Here is a 16,296-nt window from a genome sequence, read left to right on the forward strand (position 1 = left end):
CGCACCCCCCCCCCCCGGTCGCCCCGCACCCGGCCCCCACACCCGTCTCCGCCCCACCACGCCCCCGCATAAACCCCCGGGGGGGCGGGGTGCCCCGCCCCCGCCTCGAGAGTGAGTGACGCTGTGCGGCGTGGCTCAGATGCCGTAACCCATCCGCCGGGACAGCTCGTCGGCCGCCACGACGGTACGCGCCGCGAGCTCGGGCAGCCGCTCACGCGCCAACCGGTACGCGGGGCCCGAGACGCTGAGGGCGCCGATCACCTTGCCGTCGTGCGCGCGCACCGGCGCGGCGGCGGCGTGCAGACCGAGCTCCAGCTCTTCCGCCGCGAGAGCGAACCCCTGCCCCACGACCGCCTCCAGCTCGCTGCGCAGCAACCCGGCGCTGGTCAGCGTGTGCTCGGTGAACCGCGGCAGCGACCGGGCCAGCAGGCCCTCGCGCAGGGGCGCCGGAAGATGCGCCAGCAGTACCTTGCCGCTGGAGGTCGCGTGCAGCGGAGTCCGTCTGCCGAGCCAGTTCTGCGCGGTGACGGACGAAGGGCCGCGGGCCTGCATGACGTTGACCGCGGCATCGTCGTCCAGCACGGCGATGTTCACCGTCTCGCCGAGCTCGTCGGCGAGCTCCCGGCAGACCGGCGCGCCCTCCTGCGAGATGTCCAGGCGCACTGCCGCCGCCCCCGCGAGGCGCAGCACGCCCGCCCCCAGGAAGTACTTCCCGCGGTCCTGGGCCTGCGACACGAGTCCGCGGTTCTCCAGCACTCCGAGCAGCCGGAACGCGGTGGACTTGTGCACTTCCAGCTCGTCGGCGATGTCGGTGACGCCGGCCTCGCCGTGCCGCGCGAGGATCTCCAGCACGCTGACGGCGCGGTCCACGGACTGGATGGCCCCGGCCCCGCCCTTCGGGATCCGTTCCTGTGTGTCCTCGGCGTGATCGGCCTTCGTCTGCTCGCGGGTCATAGTTCAACTCTCACCATCTTGCGGTCCATTGGGAGCGCATCTTCGGGAAGCCCTTGACGCGGCCCGCATCCCGACCGGATTCTGTTGCGCATAGCGCTCCCTCATGCGCCATACGAAACCTCATGTTACCGAAGAGTCCTGGACCGAGGGGGGCCCGTGATTCCCGTCTGCCGCCTTGAAGACCTCCCTGCGGGCGAATCCGTCCGCATCGACACGACACCGCCCATCGCGGTGTTCAACGCCGACGGCGAGCTGTACGCCATCGACGACACCTGCAGCCACCAGGACGCGTCCCTCTCCGAGGGATGGCTCGAAGGCTGCCTGGTCGAATGCCCACTCCATGCCGCCTCATTCGACCTCCGCACCGGGCAGCCCACCTGCCTGCCCGCCCGGCGCCCCGTCCGCACCCACCAAGTGGTCGTCGTCGACGGATTCGTCCACGTCAGCCCGGGCGCGCAGGAGGACACCGCCGCATGAGAACCGTCACCGTCGTCGGCGCCTCGCTCGCCGGGCTGTACGCGGCCCGCGCGCTGCGCGCCCAGGGGTTCGACGGGCGGCTCGTGATCGTGGGCGAGGAACGGCACCGCCCCTACGACCGCCCGCCGCTGTCCAAGGACTTCCTCACCGGACGGGTGGACGAGGCGCACCTCTCCCTCGCCGACGCCGAGGAGGAGACGGAACTCGCCGCGGAGTGGCTGCTCGCCACGCGAGCCCGTGGGCTCGACGCGCGGGGCCGCACCCTCCTGCTGGACGACGGCCGAACCGTCGCCACCGACGGCATCGTGATCGCCACAGGTGCCTCTGCCCGCAGACTGCCCGGCGACGACGGCCTCACCGGCGTTCACCCGCTGCGTACGCTCGACGACGCGACGGCCCTGCGCGCCGCCCTGAGCGGCGGCTCGCGACGGGTCGTCGTCATCGGCGGCGGATTCATCGGTGCCGAGACCGCGTCCGCGTGCGCCTCGCTCGGACACGAGGTCACCGTCGTGGAGGCCGCCCCCCTCCCGCTCGTCCCACAACTGGGACACGACATGGCCGCCGTCTGCGCCGCGCTGCACCTGCGCGGCGGCACGGAACTCGTCACCGGCGTGGGGGTGGCCCGGCTGCACGGCCGAAGCGCCGTCATCGCGGTCGAACTCGCCGACGGCCGCGTACTGCCCGCAGACCTCGTCGTCGTCGGCATCGGAGCCGTACCCAACACCGGCTGGCTCGCGGGCTCCACGCTGCCGGTCGACAACGGCGTCCTCTGCGACGACGGCTGCGCCACCGCACTGCCGCAGGTCGTGGCCGTGGGGGACGTCGCCCGGGTGGGCGCGGTGCGCTCCGAGCACTGGACCAGCGCGACCGAACAGCCGGCCGTCGCCGTGCGCAACCTGCTGGCCGGGCGCACCGTCGAGCACGTACGCCGGCTGCCCTACTTCTGGTCGGACCAGTACGGGGCGCGTATCCAGTTCGCGGGGCGAAGGCGCGAGTCGGACACCGTACGGGTCGCCGAAGGATCCACGGACGAGGGCAGCTTCCTCGGGTTGTACGAGCGGGGCGGGCGTACCACGGCGGTACTCGCCGTCGACCGGCCCCGCTCCTTCATGCGGGTCCGCCGCGAACTCGCCCGCGCCGCCCAGCCGGCGCCGGCCGCCTGACGTCTTGCCCGTCGGCCTTCACGAGCTCGTCGGCGCCGTGTGCGGGACGGTCAGCACCGGTACATGAAGTGGGCGCTCGCCGTGTGCCGGGACGGAGAGGTGACCCACAGCTCCGCCCCGGCCCGGTACTCGCCCCGCCCGTGGAAGGTCCACAGCAGATGGAGGCGCGCCTGCTTCTGTCCTCGCGCCACCCTCTCCCTCAGCGGTCCCGAGCTGGTGCCGTCGCTGCGCACCCAGTAGTAGGTGAGCGTGCCGGGCCGCCCGTCGGTCCGCACGACGCCCACGACATCCGCGGTGCCGTCGCAGCCCGGCCCCGCGGGAGACGTCGTCACCCTCACCTCCCGCACGGCCACCGCGGGGCCGTAGCGCTGCCAGGCGAGGAAGCCAAGCACCGCCGCCAGCACCGCGGCCGCCAGCGCGTAGCGGCGCAGGCCGCGTCGCCGGCGACCGCCGTCGGTCCCGGCAGGCGGACTGGCGGACGTCCCGGACCACAGGTCGACAGCCGTGGTGCCGCTGCCGCGCTGCCGCACGAAGGCGGTCACGCCGGGACCGAAGCGCAGCACATCACCCTCGACGCGGTCCGGGGCCGCGGCCCGGTCCGGGTCCGACTCCGTGTTCTCGCCCGGCCGTTCGAACCAGTGGCTCGCCAACTCGGTTGCGCTGTACTCGTCGTCGGCGCCACCCGCAGGAACGCGTCGCTCGTTCACCGGACCGGGCACCCCCGTCTCGTGAGGAGCTGCTGGGTGGACGAGCCGTTCGCGGCGGCCGGATCCGTCGTCGCCTGCACGCTCCAGTAACAGCCCTTGCCCTGGAAGGTGTGGTCGAGGGAGAGCGTGTACTGCGTCGAGCCGCTCCGCTCGAACGACTGCGTGCTCTCGACGACCCCCGGTTCGCCCTTGGTGTTGCCGGTGAACCATGAGACGACGATCCTCACCGGCCCCGCTCCGTCCGTGGCGACGTCGACGGAAGCCGTGGCGGTCGCCGTTCCGGTCTGCCGGAAGGCGGTGACGGCGACGGACTTCACCCGCACTGGAGCGAGGGTCGGGGGCGGGCTGGTGCCCGCTTCCGTGGAGGGTTCGACGGAAACGGTCGGGGAGGGCGGGGCGGACGGCGTCGACGGCGGGGGAGCGGCCGGTCCGGTGGTCGTGCTCGCGGAGGCGGACGGGGGTGCCTCGATGGCTGGACCGGTCGGCGAACCGGCCGACGCGGTAGGGCCCGGGAGGCCGCCCGCGTCCGGCGACGCAGCGCCCTCGTCGTCGGGCAGCGCGCTGGTGGTGGCGACGGCCTGAGCCGTCGCCCTGGGCGAGGGGGCCTCACCGGCCCGCGCCGAGACGGCGATCAGCGCGGCCACGGCCAGCGCTGCCGCACCCGCCAGCACCTTGCGCATCGCCGGGGGCAGCCATCCGCCGGAGCCGATACCGGAGCCGATACCGGAGCCGATGCCGGAGCCGACACCCGCACCGGCGCCGCCGGGACCCGTGCCGGAGCCGATCGCGGTCGTGGCGCGGTCGGTCCCCGCGGCCGGGCCCCCCGACGGGAACAGCAGCGGCAGCAACGCGGCCAGTGCCGCCAGCCTGCGCTGACCGCGCGCCTCCCAGTCCGGGCCGTATGCCGCTCGGGCGATCTCCTCCAGCTCGGACACGAAAGCCGCCGCGTGCTCGGGACGGTCCGCGGGCGACTTGGCGAGCCCGCGCCGGATGAGCGGCCGTACGGCTTCCGGAGCGTCACCCTCCGGGATCGGCGCGCCGATGTGCTGCAGCGCGAGCTCGGCGAAGTTCTCGCCGCGGTACGGCTTGTGGCCGGTCAGGCACTCGTAGAACGTGACCGTCGCCGCGTAGACGTCGGCCGCCGGTGAGGCGGGCTCGCCGGTCCACTGCTCCGGGGCCATGTACGCGGGGGTGCCCGCGACGTGGGGCGTGGTGCCGCGGCGCGCGGCGATGCCGAAGTCGACGAGCTTGGACGAGCCGTCCGCCGCGACCAGGACGTTCTCCGGCTTGTAGTCGCGGTGCACCACACCCGCTCCATGGGCGGCGGCCAGTCCCAGCAGGGAGCCCTTCAGCACCACGAGCGCCGCCTCCGGGCCGGTTGCGCCCTCCCGCTGCAGCAGGGCGCGCAACGCGACGCCGTCGACGACCTCCATCACGATGGCGGCGCCCTGCGGTGCCTCCACGTACTCGTAGAGACGCACCACAAAAGGTGATTCGAGGCCACCGAGCAGCTGGGCCTCCGCCCGGAACTCGCGTACGAAACCGGTGTCCGCGCGCAGTCTCTCGCTGAGGTACTTCACCGCCACCGGGATGCCGGTGGCCTCGTGGACGGCCAGGACGACACGCCCGCAGCCGCCGGACCCGAGCTCCCGGGACTCCGTGTATCCGGGCACGGTCCACGCGTTCATAACGCCCCCACGCCTGGGAGCCGCGGTGCGGCGGTTCCCCTTTACGCCGTGCCGTCGCGCCGTCCGGGCGGTCCGGCACGGTAGCCCACGTGCTGTCCTCCTCACAGACACATTTTCCTCACGCCCGGTTCCCGCCCCGGAGCCGTCCGGCTCGCCCCTGGGCTGTGCTTGGCATGGACCTGCTCGAAACTTTCGGATACGCTCCGGCCGAGCGCTGCTGAGAGCGCTCTCAGAACGTGCGCTTGTTCCGCCCCCACCTCGCTGGAACAACCGAAAGGTCAACGCCTTGAGACGCATGACAGTCATACGCACGGGCCTGTCCGCACTCCTCCTCCTCGGTGCCTGGGCCGGCGTCGGCACCGGCCCGGCCTCCGCAGCGCCCGAACCGGGCTCCGCCGCGGAGCCGCAGCTCTCCCCGGGCCTGCTCGCCGCGATGCAGCGAGACCTCGGACTCGGCGCGGAGCAGGCCGCCGCCCGCCTCGCCGCGGAGAAGACCGCGACCGCCGTCGAAGACAAGGCCCGGCGCGCCGCCGGACCGGCCTACGGTGGCTCCTGGTTCGACGTGAAGACGGCCAGACTGACCGTGGCCCTCACTGACGCCGGCAAGGCCGATGCCGTACGGGCAACGGGCGCCGGGGTCACGCTGGTGCCGCACAGTGCACGGCACCTCGACTCGGTCAAGCGTGAGATCGACGGCCTGAAGGCCCCCGCCGGGGTGAGCAGTTGGCATGTCGACCCGAAGGCAAGCCGGGTCGTCGTGAACGTGGTCGCCTCCGAACGGCGTGACAACGATGTCCAGGAGTTCCTGGACCGAGCGCGGGCGGCCGGTCCGATCGCGGTCGAGGAGACCACCGGGGCTCCGGCTCCCTTCGCGGCCGGAACCGTCGGCGGCGACCCCTACTACACCGGCAACGTCCGCTGCTCCATCGGCTTCTCCGTGCACGGCGGCTTCGTCACCGCCGGGCACTGCGGCGGGACGGGCGCGGCGGTCCGCGGCTGGGACGGCTCACACATCGGCACCTTCCAGGGGTCGTCGTTCCCCGGCAACGACTACGCCTGGGTGAGCGTCGGCAGCGGCTGGTGGACCGTTCCCGTGGTCCTCGGCTGGGGAACCGTCCCCGACCAGCTGGTCCGAGGCTCGGCGGAAGCCCCGATCGGCGCGTCGATCTGCCGCTCGGGCTCCACCACGCACTGGCACTGCGGCAACGTCCTCGCCAAGAACGAGACCGTCAACTACAGCCAGGGCGCGGTCCATCAGATGACCAAGACGAGCGTGTGCGCCGAGCCCGGAGACTCGGGCGGCTCGTTCATCAGCGGTGACCAGGCGCAGGGCGTGACCTCGGGCGGCTGGGGCAACTGCAGCGGCGGCGGTCAGACATGGCACCAGCCGGTCAACGAGATCCTCGGTCGTTACGGCCTTCGTCTCCACACGGCCTGAAACACAGCACTTCCACCACCGCCACCACCGGTCGGAGGCCGTTCGTACGCACGGCGTCCGACCGCTACCCGGGGGGCTCAGGTCCGCAGAACCCGGCCGAAGTACTCCGCCAACTCCGTGCCCTGGGCCTCGCCGTGGCGCAGCCCCACGTAGCCGTCCGGACGGATCACGAACCCGGCCGGGCCCTGCACGCGGTACAAGCGCCGGAACTCGCCACGGCTGTCCCGCCACGCCTGCACGCCCGTGCCGTCGCCACTCGGGTCGGCCGGCACGTCGGGGTGGAGAACAAGATGGCACTCCACTTGTCCGCGCGTCAGCTCACCGGCCGTGACAGCCAGTTCGCCTACGTGCCGCAACGCGCGGTCGTCGTCCGCGTACAGCAGCAGCACGTGACCGTCGCACCCGCGCAACAGGTCGAACAGCCGCACGGGGAACGTGGCGATCGGTCCGACGAGTCCGCCGCAGTCGGGCGCCCGGTCGCCGGCGTCCGGTCCGTTGTGCTCCGGGGCACGGGCCCCGACGACGGGACTGTCGGGGTAGGCGACCAGCAGTTGGGCCTCCCGCATCATGAGTGTTTCCGGATCGTCGGGGTCGGCCTGCACGCCGCCCGCGGTGGCATGCCGCACGGTGCGGCCCACCACTTCCTCGCCGACGGGCCGGCGCTCGGCGTCGTAGCTCTCGAGCAGCCGCGGGTGCGCGGTTCCCGCCACGGCGAGAGCCAGCTTCCACGCCAGGTTGTAGGCGTCCTGGACACCGGTGTTCATGCCCTGGGCGCCGGTCGGCGGATGGATGTGCGCGGCGTCGCCCGCCACGAACACCCGGTCGTGCCCGTAGCGGTCCACCAGACGGTGGCTGATGCGGAAGACGGAGGACCAGCGCAGCGCGGAGGCGGTGGTGGGCTCGGGCGACAGCCGGTCCAGGGTGGCCTGGATGTGCTCCAGGCCCGGGGCGCGGCCGCCTTCCAGGCCGTGCGCCACGCCGTCGGCCTCCTGCTCTGCCTTCACCGACAACTCCGGTGGGACCAGCATCGACATGCGGTAGCGGGACCGTCCTGGCAACGGGATGCACACCAGGATGTCGTCCGTGGCACCGTCGCTCTGGTGCAGGGACCGCACGCCGTAGCCCGTCGGCAGTCCCCAGTCCACCTCGACATCGGCGAGCATGTACTCCTCGGGGAACGCACCGCCCTCGAAAGAGAGCCCCAGCGACTTGCGGACGATGCTGTGCGCCCCGTCGCAGCCCACCAGGAAGCGCGACCTCAGCTCTTCCTCGGCGCCGGACGGCGTGATGATCCTGCTCCACACCCCACCCGCGTCCTGCTCGAACGACACCAGTTCCGTGCTCCGCTCGATCCGGGTGTCCCAGCGGGCGAGGTGTTCCTCGAGGATCCGTTCCGTCTCGTACTGAGGCAGTGCGGCGAAGCCGTACGGGATGTCCGGCGGCAGTTTCAGGTCGATACGCCCTTGGTCCACGCCGTTGACGTAGATCAACTGGCCGTGCATCGGCGCCGCGGCGGCCGAGGCCGCACGGGCCACGCCCATCCGGTCCCAGATCTCGAAGGTCCTGGGCTGGATGCCGACGGCCTTCGCGTACGGCAGACGGGCCGGCAGCCGGTCGATGATCCGGCACCCGACGCCATGTCTGCGCAGCTCCACCGCCGCGGTCAGTCCGACCGGGCCCGCGCCCACGACCAGCACATCCGTGTGCATCATTGGCATCTCCCGTCGAAGAGCCCCCTGCCCGCCGGCCGCCGTCACCCCCTCCTGTCATCGTGACCCCGCCGCCGACGTCCGGCGACTCCTGCGAGGGCGCCGCGGGGCGTCTCTCCCCGTCGCGACGACTCGGCCGACTTCCGTGGCGAGTGGGTCGAGACGGCAGGCGAGGACGAGTGGGAGGAGTTCGAATCCGGATACCTCGCGGACGTGGGGGTGTGGCCGGCGAGCCACGGCGACCACCCCAGGGCCGCCGAGACCCGGGACCGGGCCGACCGGCACCGCGCGGTCTGGACGCACTACCGTAGTGTGCTCGGGCTTGCCTGCCTCACTCTTGTCCCGGTCGGCTGACGTGCGCGCGGCGGCCCGTTGTGGCCTTCTGCTGCTTGCCGTGACCCGGAATGCGGTCGCAGGCTGACCGTGCGGGTCGGGCCGATCGAGCTGATCCGAGTCACGTCGAGTCGAGGAGTGCCGTGGGCGTCAGCCTCAAGGACGTTGCCGCTCTGGCGGGCGTGTCCGTCAAGACCGTGTCGAACGTCGTCAACAACTACCCGCATGTCACGCCCCGGATGCGTGCCAAGGTGCAGGCTGCGATCGACGAGCTCGGCTACCGCCCCAATCTCACCGCCCGTCATCTGCGCAAGGGCCGTACGGGCATCATCGCCCTCGCCGTACCCGAGTTCGGCAACCCGTACTTCGCCGAACTCGCGGGCGCCGTCGTCGACGCGGCCGCCCGACACGACTACACCGTCCTGGTGGACCACACCGCCGGCCTGCGGGAGAAGGAGCTCCTGGTCTGCCAGGGCTTCCGGGCCCACGTCATCGACGGACTCATTCTCAGCCCCATCCACGTCGAGACCGAGGACCTCATCGCCCGCACGGACAGCGCGCCGCTGGTGCTGCTGGGGGAGCGGGAGTACGAGGCGCCCTACGACCACATCGCCATCGACAACGTGGCCGCGGCCCGCGAGGCGGTCCGCCACCTCATCGACCTGGGCCACCGCCGCATCGCCTTCCTCGGCTCGCGCACCGGGCGCGAGCGCCAGCCCGCGCATCTTCGGCTGCGAGGCTGGCGCGAGGAGCACGCCGCCGCGGAACTGGAGGCCGACGAGGCGCTGGTGGTCGTCACCGAGGGCTACGGACGTGAGGACGGCGCCGCCGCGATGGCCGCCCTGCTCGACCGCGGGGAACGGCCGGACGCCGTCTTCGCCTACAACGACCTGATCGCCATCGGTGCGATGCGCACCCTCACCGAACGCGGCCTGACCGTGCCCGGCGACGTCGCTGTCGTCGGATTCGACGACATCGAGGAGGGCCGGTACGGCGCCACCACGCTGACCACCATCTCGCCGGACAAGGAGGCCATCGCCCGCCTCGCCGTCGACAGCCTTGTCGAACGTCTCGCCGGTGCCGCGGAGCACGAACCGCGACGCCGGCGTCCCGGCTACCGGCTCGTCGTACGGGAGTCGACCACCCGCCCCGGTCCGATCACGTCACATACCGGTCCCGCACGCATCCGTTGAACCCACTCGGCCCTGTCCGGGGCACGGGACCGGGTACGGTGCTGATGTGGTGATCACAGGGGAGAACCGGGGGAACCGGGAGAATACGGCACCCGGGACCGCGCTGCTCCTCGCAGCCGCTCCCACGGGCAAGGGCCGTCTCATCGACGCCGCGTCCGCGCTGCCCGCACTCGCGGCCGTCCCGGCGGACGTCCTCGCCGGTACGGCAGGCGCCGCCGCGGCCACGGTGATCGAGCTCGCGGATCCGCTGGACCCCCAGACCGTCCTCACCCGCATCCGCGCCGCGGCCGCAGCGCCGGGCCCGCTGCACCTGTATCTTGCCGGGCAGTTGCACGTGGACCGCAAGCAGCGGCTGCTGCACCTCGCCCTCGGCCGTACGGCGCAGACGACCCTGCGCTACACCGCCCTGCCCTGGCACTGGCTGGCCGGTGAGATCAAGGCCAGGCGCCCGGGCACCACCACGGTGGTCCTGGATCTCGTCGCCGACCCGGAAGCCTGGCGGCAGGTGACCGGCGGCCTCACGGACCTCGGTCCCGGAACGGAGACGTACGGAAGGATCGCGCCCGCCCCCGGTCGCCGTACCGTCGCGACCCCCCTCTACCTGAAGGCGATGGCGGCCATCTGGCGCAGCGGAGCGCGGCCGGCGCTTCCGCAGCTGCACGAACAAGCGGTCATACAGGCAGGCACCGACGGTGCACTGGTGTTCGCGGCAGGCCCGGAAACGATTACCGCTGCCGCGCACCCGCGAGGAGACAGGCGCGTGTCCGGGCCGGGACCGGTGGACGCATCGCGCACCGCGCCGTTGATCGCCGCTGCCACCGCGCCGCCGACCGACGGGGGTGATCCGCATCCGGCGATACTCGCCGCCGCGGCGGCGGGGCGCCACGCGGAGGCCGCGGCGGCCGCCGCCGCGCGCGAGAACGAGGCGCTGCGCGCCCACGGCCCAGGCTCGCCACAGGCCCTGCACTGGCTGGAGGTACGGGCGGATCTCGCGCGCCTCGCCCAGGAACCGGCGCGCAGCTGCGAGTTGTGGATGACCGCCGCCGACGTCCGCCTGGGGCGGCAGCAGGCCGTGGACGATCCGGACGTGGAGGCGGCCGTGGACCGCGCCCACCATCAGTGGGAGCAGATCCGGGACGCCGGCCGGGCCCGTCAACTCGCCCCCGGACTGGTCGCGTTGCGCCGACGTGTACCGGGCCGCCAGCGCGGCGCGCTGCAGCTGCTTCAGCGTCGCCTGGAGCAGCTCCACGACCATCGCGCGTCAACGGCGCCGTCGACGCCGTAAGAGCGGACGAGGCCTTGCGGGCGTCGGTCCGTTCGGTGATGATCTTGTCCGGATCACATGTGAACAGGGGAGGACCGAACCATGCGGGTGAAGGACTTCGACCACTTGGTGCTCAATGTCCAGGACGTGGAGCGCGCCCTGGAGTTCTACTGCGGACTGCTCGGTCTCGAGCCCGTTCGCGTCGACGAATGGCGGGCCGGCAAGGCGCCGTTCCCTTCCGTGCGGATCACCCCCGCTACGATCATCGACTTCGTCGGCCGACCCCGCGGCGAGTCCAACGTCGACCACATCTGCCTGGTCGTCGACCCGTTGGACTGGCAGGAAGTCATCGACTCGGGGACCTTCACCGTCCTGGAAGGGCCGGTCGACCGTTACGGAGCCCGCGGAAACGCCCAGTCGGTCTACGTGCAGGATCCCGACGGCAACACCGTCGAGCTGCGCTGGTATCCGCAGGACGTCGACCAGTAGACCCTGCCACGGCCGGACCACTCGAACCCGCCCGAGTCCCGAGCCGCCCTCCCGACCCCGGCGCTCATCCCGCCCGACACCGCAGGCGGGCCGCCGCCCAGTCGGCGTGGTCGTGCGCGGTGCCGTCGCCGCCGTCCGTCACCCGCAGACGGAGCCGCTGCGCACCGGCGACGGACGCCCGCACGTGCACGGCCGCGTTGTCGCCCCTGAGCACGTCGGTCACATGGACGGGCCTCGTGTCGGCGTACACCTCGAAAACGACACTGCCGCGGCCGCCCATCTCGTCGTCCACGCCGACATCGGCGGTGAACGTCGAGCAGTTGCCGCCCAGGTGGACCTCCACCGTCGAGAGGGCATGCACCCCCAGGCCGCGTTCGTACGTTGTGCCGCCGAGAGAGAGCCAGCCGCCGTCACCGGGAAGCGACTCGCCATTGGCGGTGTCCCGTTCGACCGGACCCCAGCCGTTGTCCTCGGCGACGAAGTCCAGCGCCGACACCGACACGTCGCCGGTCGGCCGGGGCGGGGTGCCCTCGAGATCGGCCACGCCCTCGCCGCCGACCCTCGCACCGTCCACGGAGGTGGCGGACACCTGTGCGACGACCGGCCGCCAGCCGTCGGAACTGCCCGCACCCCGTGTGATCACGGTGTCCACCGATACGGTCCGGCCCGGCTCGAGATCGCCGAGCTTCGGCGACCGGTCCGCCGCGGTCCATCCAGCGGGCAGATCGAGCGCCGCGGCGACGGCCCGCAGAGGGGTGTCGCAGCTGTTGGTGACCGTCAGCGTCGCCCGGGTGGAATCGCCCGCCGCCAGCCCGGCTTCCGCCGCCGTCAGTGCCACGTCCGGCGTGCACACCACCGGCCCGCGCGGGATGCCCGTCCGCGCCTCCGCGCCGGTCAGGGGGCGCAGCCGCAATGTGTAGGCGTACTCCCGGTCGGGCTCCACCTGGTACGCGGGCAGCACGGTGTGGAACGTCTCGCTCACACCGCTCACCGCGTGATCCAGGTGCAGGGTGTTGCCCTCCGGGTCCTTCCGCAGAGCGAACGGATACGCGGCCCGGTCGACATCGGTGTACGGCGTCACGCTCGCCGAGAAGTCCCCGGCCACCATCAGACCGCTCCGGCCGTCCGACAGCGACGCCCAGCGCACGTCCTCGTGGTTCCCGTAGTCCTGCGGCTGGTGGTACGCCGAGAACTGCTCGTCCACGTCGGTCGCATACACGCCGACGGGAGCGCCGTCCACGCGGTCGTTGTAGTTCTCCTGCGGTCCGCGCCCGTACCAGGTGAAGGCGTCGAATTCGTCCGGCATCCGCAGAGACAGCCCGATCCGCGGCAGATACGGCACCTTGCGGGCGCGGCCCCGGGCCTCCACCCGGTGGTCGATCCGCAGCTCCCCGCTGCCGGTGACGGTGTACCGCAGGACCTGCCGGAACGACGAGCCCGCGACGCCCGGGGCGGCGACCGTGCCGGGGGCCGTGACGGTGACCGCCCCCTTCTCCACCGCGATCTCCGCCCTCCCCGGCGCCGTCCTCAGCCGGTCCAGGCCTGCCGCGCGCCACGGCCGGTCCTCCGAAGACACCTCGTTGCTGACCGGCGGCCGCCAGACATCCAGCCCCGGACCGGCGCTGAGCAGTTCGCGTCCACCGGACTTCATGGAGACCAGCTCGCCGCTGTCCCGGCGGAAGGCGTAGGAGAAGCCGTCGCCCGAAACCGTGAGCAGGTCGCCGTCCCCGCCCGTGCGCACAGGGCCGGGTGCGCCGGCCCGCACCACCCCCGCGAGCCGGCGGCCGCCGACCTCGAACTGCTCGACGGCGACCACGTGTCCGGCGTTGGCCCAGGCCGTGTCGACCGCCTGCACCGCCTCGACGGTCAGCCTCCGGTCGGCGCCCTTCGGATTGGCCACCGGTACCGGCAGCCGGACCTGCGCCTTCTCTCCGGGGGCGACCCGGAAGCTCCTGGTGCCGCTGGCGAGCGTCCTCGCCCCCTCGACGACCTTCCACCGCAGCCGCAGGTCCTCGGTACCGGTGAAGGCACGCTCGTTGAGGACACCGATCCTGCCCTGCTTCGCGCCGGCGTCCGAGATGCGGATGGGCGCGTGGACGGCCGCCATCGCCCGTGCTTCGGGCTGCACGGTCCGGTCCGCGGAGACGACACCGTCGACGCCGCTGGTGCCCGCGCCGTAGGAGTAGTACTCGCCCTCCCTGGTGAGCTCGTCGAAGTCCAGGGCGAGGACCGCCTCCGCCGCCGGGTCGTCTGCCAGACGGCGCGCTGTGAGGGCCTGGTGGTAGACACGGACCTGGTCGACCGTGCCGTGAGCCATGCGGCCCCGGGTGTGCTCCTGGTCGCTCTCCGGGTCACGGCCGATGTTCACCGGCTGGGCGGAGTAGGTGACCGTTCCCTTCCATCTGGTCTTCGCCGCCTGCTCGCCGTCGATGAACAGCCGGACCACGGAGCCGTCGAACGTGCCGGAGACACGGTGCCAGTTGCCGTACCAGTCGCGGGGGACGTCCGCCGCCGCGATGTGCCGTGCGCCGCCGCCGTGGACGACGAACTCCAACGTGTCCCGGTCCCTCATCTGCAACGCGTAGCTGTGGCTGCCCTTGGCGACGATCGTGAAGTCGCCCGACCAGTCGGCCGGTTGGACCCAGGCGTCCACCGTGAGGGCGTCCGCGACCCGGTCGAGCGCGGGGTCGCGGTGCACCTCCACGAAGTCGTCAAGGCCGGAGAGCGCGAGGGCCTTGCCGCGGTACCCGGGGACATGGTCCGGCTTTCCGGTCAGGAAGGTCAAGATGCCGTTGCCGGAGGAGTCGGGTGTGGTGATCAGCGGCTGCTCGATGTTCTGCTCCGCCCAGTCCCAGATGTAGCCGCCCTGGACCTGCGGATAGGCGCGCACGACGTCCCAGAACTCGCGGAAGTTCCCGAGCGAGTTGCCCATGGCGTGCGCGTATTCGCCCATGATGACGGGCTTTTCGGTGACCTTGGCCTTCGCCTCGAGGGTCGCCGGTGACGGATAGCGCGGGCCCCAGACGTCGGCGAACGGGGCGTCCCCGTCCGGAGTGTTCGGCTGGTGGTAGACCGGACGGGACGGATCGTTGCGCTCGAGGAATGCGGCCATCGCGTCATGTGCCCTGCCCAGCCCGGCTTCGTTGCCGGTGTCCCACAGGAAGACGCTCGGATGGTTCTTGTCCCGCTCGTACATGGCGGTGAGCCGGTCCATGAACGCGGCCTGCCACTCGGGGAGATCGGCAAGGCAGTCGTGCGGGCAGCGGTCGTGGTGATGGGTCTCGACCTCCACCTCGTCGGCGATCCACAGACCCTGCTCGTCGGCGAGCTCGTAGAGGTAGGGGTCGGACGGGTAGTGGGCGGTGCGCACCGAGTTGATGTTGAGTCGCTTCATCAGGGCCACGTCGGACGCGGTGCGCCGGCGGGTCGAATGGCGCCCGGTCCGCGGATCGGTCTCGGCGCGGTTGACGCCCTTGACGAGGATCCGTTCGCCGTTGACGAGGAGCTGCTTGTCCCTGATCTCGATCTCGCGGAACCCGACCGGCTGGACGGTGGTGTGCGTCACCCTGCCGTCCGGGCCGTGGAGGCGCACCACGAGCCGGTGCAGATTCGGCGTCTCGTCGGTCCACTTCGCGGGGTCGTCCACGTCGGCCGTGAGGGTGACCGAGGCGGAGCCCTTGCCCGGGCCCACGAAGCCGGACATCGTCGTCACCCGGCGGCCGCTGCGGTCGTGGAGCGCCGCGGTGACCCGACGCGTGCCCGTGGCCACCGCCTCGCCCTTCTCTCCCTTGGCGGCGACTTCGATCTCGGCGGTCAGCCGCGCGTCACGATGGGCGGCGTCCAGATCCGTCCTCAGCGTGATGTCGCGCAGATAGGTCGCGGGGGTGGAGTACAGACCGACCGAACGGAAGACGCCGGCGAATCGCCACTGGTCGTAGTCCTCGAGATGCGATCCCGCGCTCCAGCGGTGCACCTGCAGCGCGACGGTGTTTCCGCCCGGGCGCAGATGCCCGCTGATGTCGAATTCCGCGGGCGTGTAGCCGCCTTGGTCGTAGCCGACGTACGCGCCGTTCACCCACACCAGAAAGCCGCTGGTGACACCCTCGAAGCGCAGAAAGGTACGCCGCCGCTGCCAGCTCGCGGGGAGATCGAAGGTGCGGACGTAGGCACCCGTGGGGTTGATGTCGTGCGGCACCTTCGGCGGTGCGTCGGGATACATCTCGGTGGGGATGTTGCGGAAAACGGGGTGGTCGAGGCCGTCCGTCTGCCAGGTGTGCGGCACCCTCACACTGCGCCAGCCGCTGCCGCCGGTGTCGTATCCCACCGCGGCGAAGCCCTCAGGGACGTCCTCGGGCCGCTCGGACATGTGCAGCTTCCACGTGCCGTCGAGTGACGCCGTCCACACGGTGGGCTTCTCGCCGTCCAGCGCGTCGCGGGCATCGGCGTACGGAGTCAGCGGGGCGTGCGGCGGCTCCTGGCCGATGCCGGTCGCCTGCGGATCCTCCAGCAGCCGGTACACGTCCGCCGGCGGTCTCTGGCCCGACCCGGCGGCGAGGGGCGCGGGTGCGGCCGTCGCCATCGCGACGGCGAGGACGGTGAGCCCCCGGAGAACGCGACTGAAACGGGGAAAACGGCTGGATCGGGGCACCTGCTGCTCCACCCCTTCCAAGGGCGTGAACCGCTCCGGAGATCAACAGGTGGGGACAGTAGCGAACGCCGACGGCGTGGCCCCGGCGTGCGGGCGGCAGGCGCGCGAGATTGGCTCGTACGGCCCTGCTGCCCCGTTCCCCCCGTTATGTTTTTCGCGGTCCTGCAACGGGGCCGCTGGCCTCCGGGCCCGGTATGACTGTGTCCCCTCTGTCGAACGGATGACCTGGGGGG

General features: G+C 72.1%; 11 protein-coding genes and 1 pseudogene. 7 read left to right on the plus strand and 5 right to left on the minus strand.

Going from position 1 to position 16,296, the window contains the following annotated elements; genetic code table 11:
* Nucleotides 1-135 precede the first annotated feature (135 nt).
* Nucleotides 136-879 carry an IclR family transcriptional regulator gene (locus ABZ070_RS26255; RefSeq protein ID WP_356637803.1) on the minus strand — a complete coding sequence of 248 codons (744 nt, stop codon included), beginning with the start codon at nt 877-879 and terminating at the stop codon, nt 136-138.
* Nucleotides 880-1,110: 231 nt separating this feature from the next.
* On the opposite strand from ABZ070_RS26255, the gene ABZ070_RS26260 reads away from it, so the two are divergent.
* Nucleotides 1,111-1,431: a bifunctional 3-phenylpropionate/cinnamic acid dioxygenase ferredoxin subunit gene (locus tag ABZ070_RS26260; protein ID WP_356637793.1), complete on the plus strand. Its 321-nt coding sequence runs from the start codon at nt 1,111-1,113 to the stop codon at nt 1,429-1,431.
* Nucleotides 1,428-2,594 (plus strand): FAD-dependent oxidoreductase, encoded by a 1,167-nt coding sequence (locus ABZ070_RS26265; RefSeq protein WP_356637794.1) that lies wholly within the window; start codon nt 1,428-1,430, stop codon nt 2,592-2,594. Before ABZ070_RS26260 ends, ABZ070_RS26265 begins: the two co-directional genes overlap by 4 nt.
* A 50-nt stretch (nt 2,595-2,644) precedes the next feature.
* Here the strand turns inward: ABZ070_RS26265 and ABZ070_RS26270 are convergent, their stop codons facing one another.
* Nucleotides 2,645-3,301 (minus strand): hypothetical protein, encoded by a 657-nt coding sequence (locus tag ABZ070_RS26270; RefSeq protein ID WP_356637795.1) that lies wholly within the window; start codon nt 3,299-3,301, stop codon nt 2,645-2,647.
* Complete coding sequence (locus ABZ070_RS26275; protein WP_356637796.1) at nt 3,298-4,989, minus strand: serine/threonine-protein kinase; 1,692 nt, start codon at nt 4,987-4,989, stop codon at nt 3,298-3,300. Before ABZ070_RS26275 ends, ABZ070_RS26270 begins: the two co-directional genes overlap by 4 nt.
* Nucleotides 4,990-5,275: 286 nt before the next feature.
* Between ABZ070_RS26275 and ABZ070_RS26280 the strand changes: the two genes are divergently transcribed.
* Nucleotides 5,276-6,427, plus strand: a complete 1,152-nt coding sequence (locus ABZ070_RS26280; protein ID WP_356637797.1) for a S1 family peptidase — start codon at nt 5,276-5,278, stop codon at nt 6,425-6,427.
* Between the two features lie 77 nt (nt 6,428-6,504).
* On the opposite strand, the gene ABZ070_RS26285 is transcribed toward ABZ070_RS26280, so the two are convergent.
* A complete protein-coding gene (locus ABZ070_RS26285) occupies nt 6,505-8,139 on the minus strand; it encodes an FAD-dependent monooxygenase (RefSeq protein ID WP_356637798.1) in 1,635 nt (544 codons plus the stop codon).
* 129 nt (nt 8,140-8,268) lie between these two features.
* On the opposite strand from ABZ070_RS26285, the pseudogene ABZ070_RS26290 reads away from it, so the two are divergent.
* The 4 genes and pseudogenes from ABZ070_RS26290 to ABZ070_RS26305 form a co-directional block, all read left to right on the plus strand.
* Nucleotides 8,269-8,490, plus strand: a pseudogene (locus ABZ070_RS26290) (SAM-dependent methyltransferase); the annotation flags it as partial.
* 122 nt (nt 8,491-8,612) lie between these two features.
* Entirely contained in the window at nt 8,613-9,662 is a 1,050-nt protein-coding gene (locus ABZ070_RS26295) for a LacI family DNA-binding transcriptional regulator (RefSeq protein WP_356637799.1), read from the plus strand.
* A gap of 46 nt (nt 9,663-9,708) precedes the next feature.
* Nucleotides 9,709-10,947 (plus strand): hypothetical protein, encoded by a 1,239-nt coding sequence (locus ABZ070_RS26300; RefSeq protein WP_356637800.1) that lies wholly within the window; start codon nt 9,709-9,711, stop codon nt 10,945-10,947.
* 81 nt (nt 10,948-11,028) lie between these two features.
* Nucleotides 11,029-11,415 (plus strand): VOC family protein, encoded by a 387-nt coding sequence (locus ABZ070_RS26305; protein ID WP_356637801.1) that lies wholly within the window; start codon nt 11,029-11,031, stop codon nt 11,413-11,415.
* 64 nt (nt 11,416-11,479) lie between these two features.
* On the opposite strand, the gene ABZ070_RS26310 is transcribed toward ABZ070_RS26305, so the two are convergent.
* The gene (locus ABZ070_RS26310) at nt 11,480-16,063 is read right to left on the minus strand and encodes a glycoside hydrolase family 2 TIM barrel-domain containing protein (RefSeq protein WP_356637802.1); all 4,584 of its coding nucleotides are present in this window, start codon (nt 16,061-16,063) and stop codon (nt 11,480-11,482) included.
* Nucleotides 16,064-16,296 lie beyond the last annotated feature (233 nt).

The organism is Streptomyces sp. NPDC006283 (genome assembly GCF_040613325.1).
GTDB lineage: Bacteria > Actinomycetota > Actinomycetes > Streptomycetales > Streptomycetaceae > Streptomyces.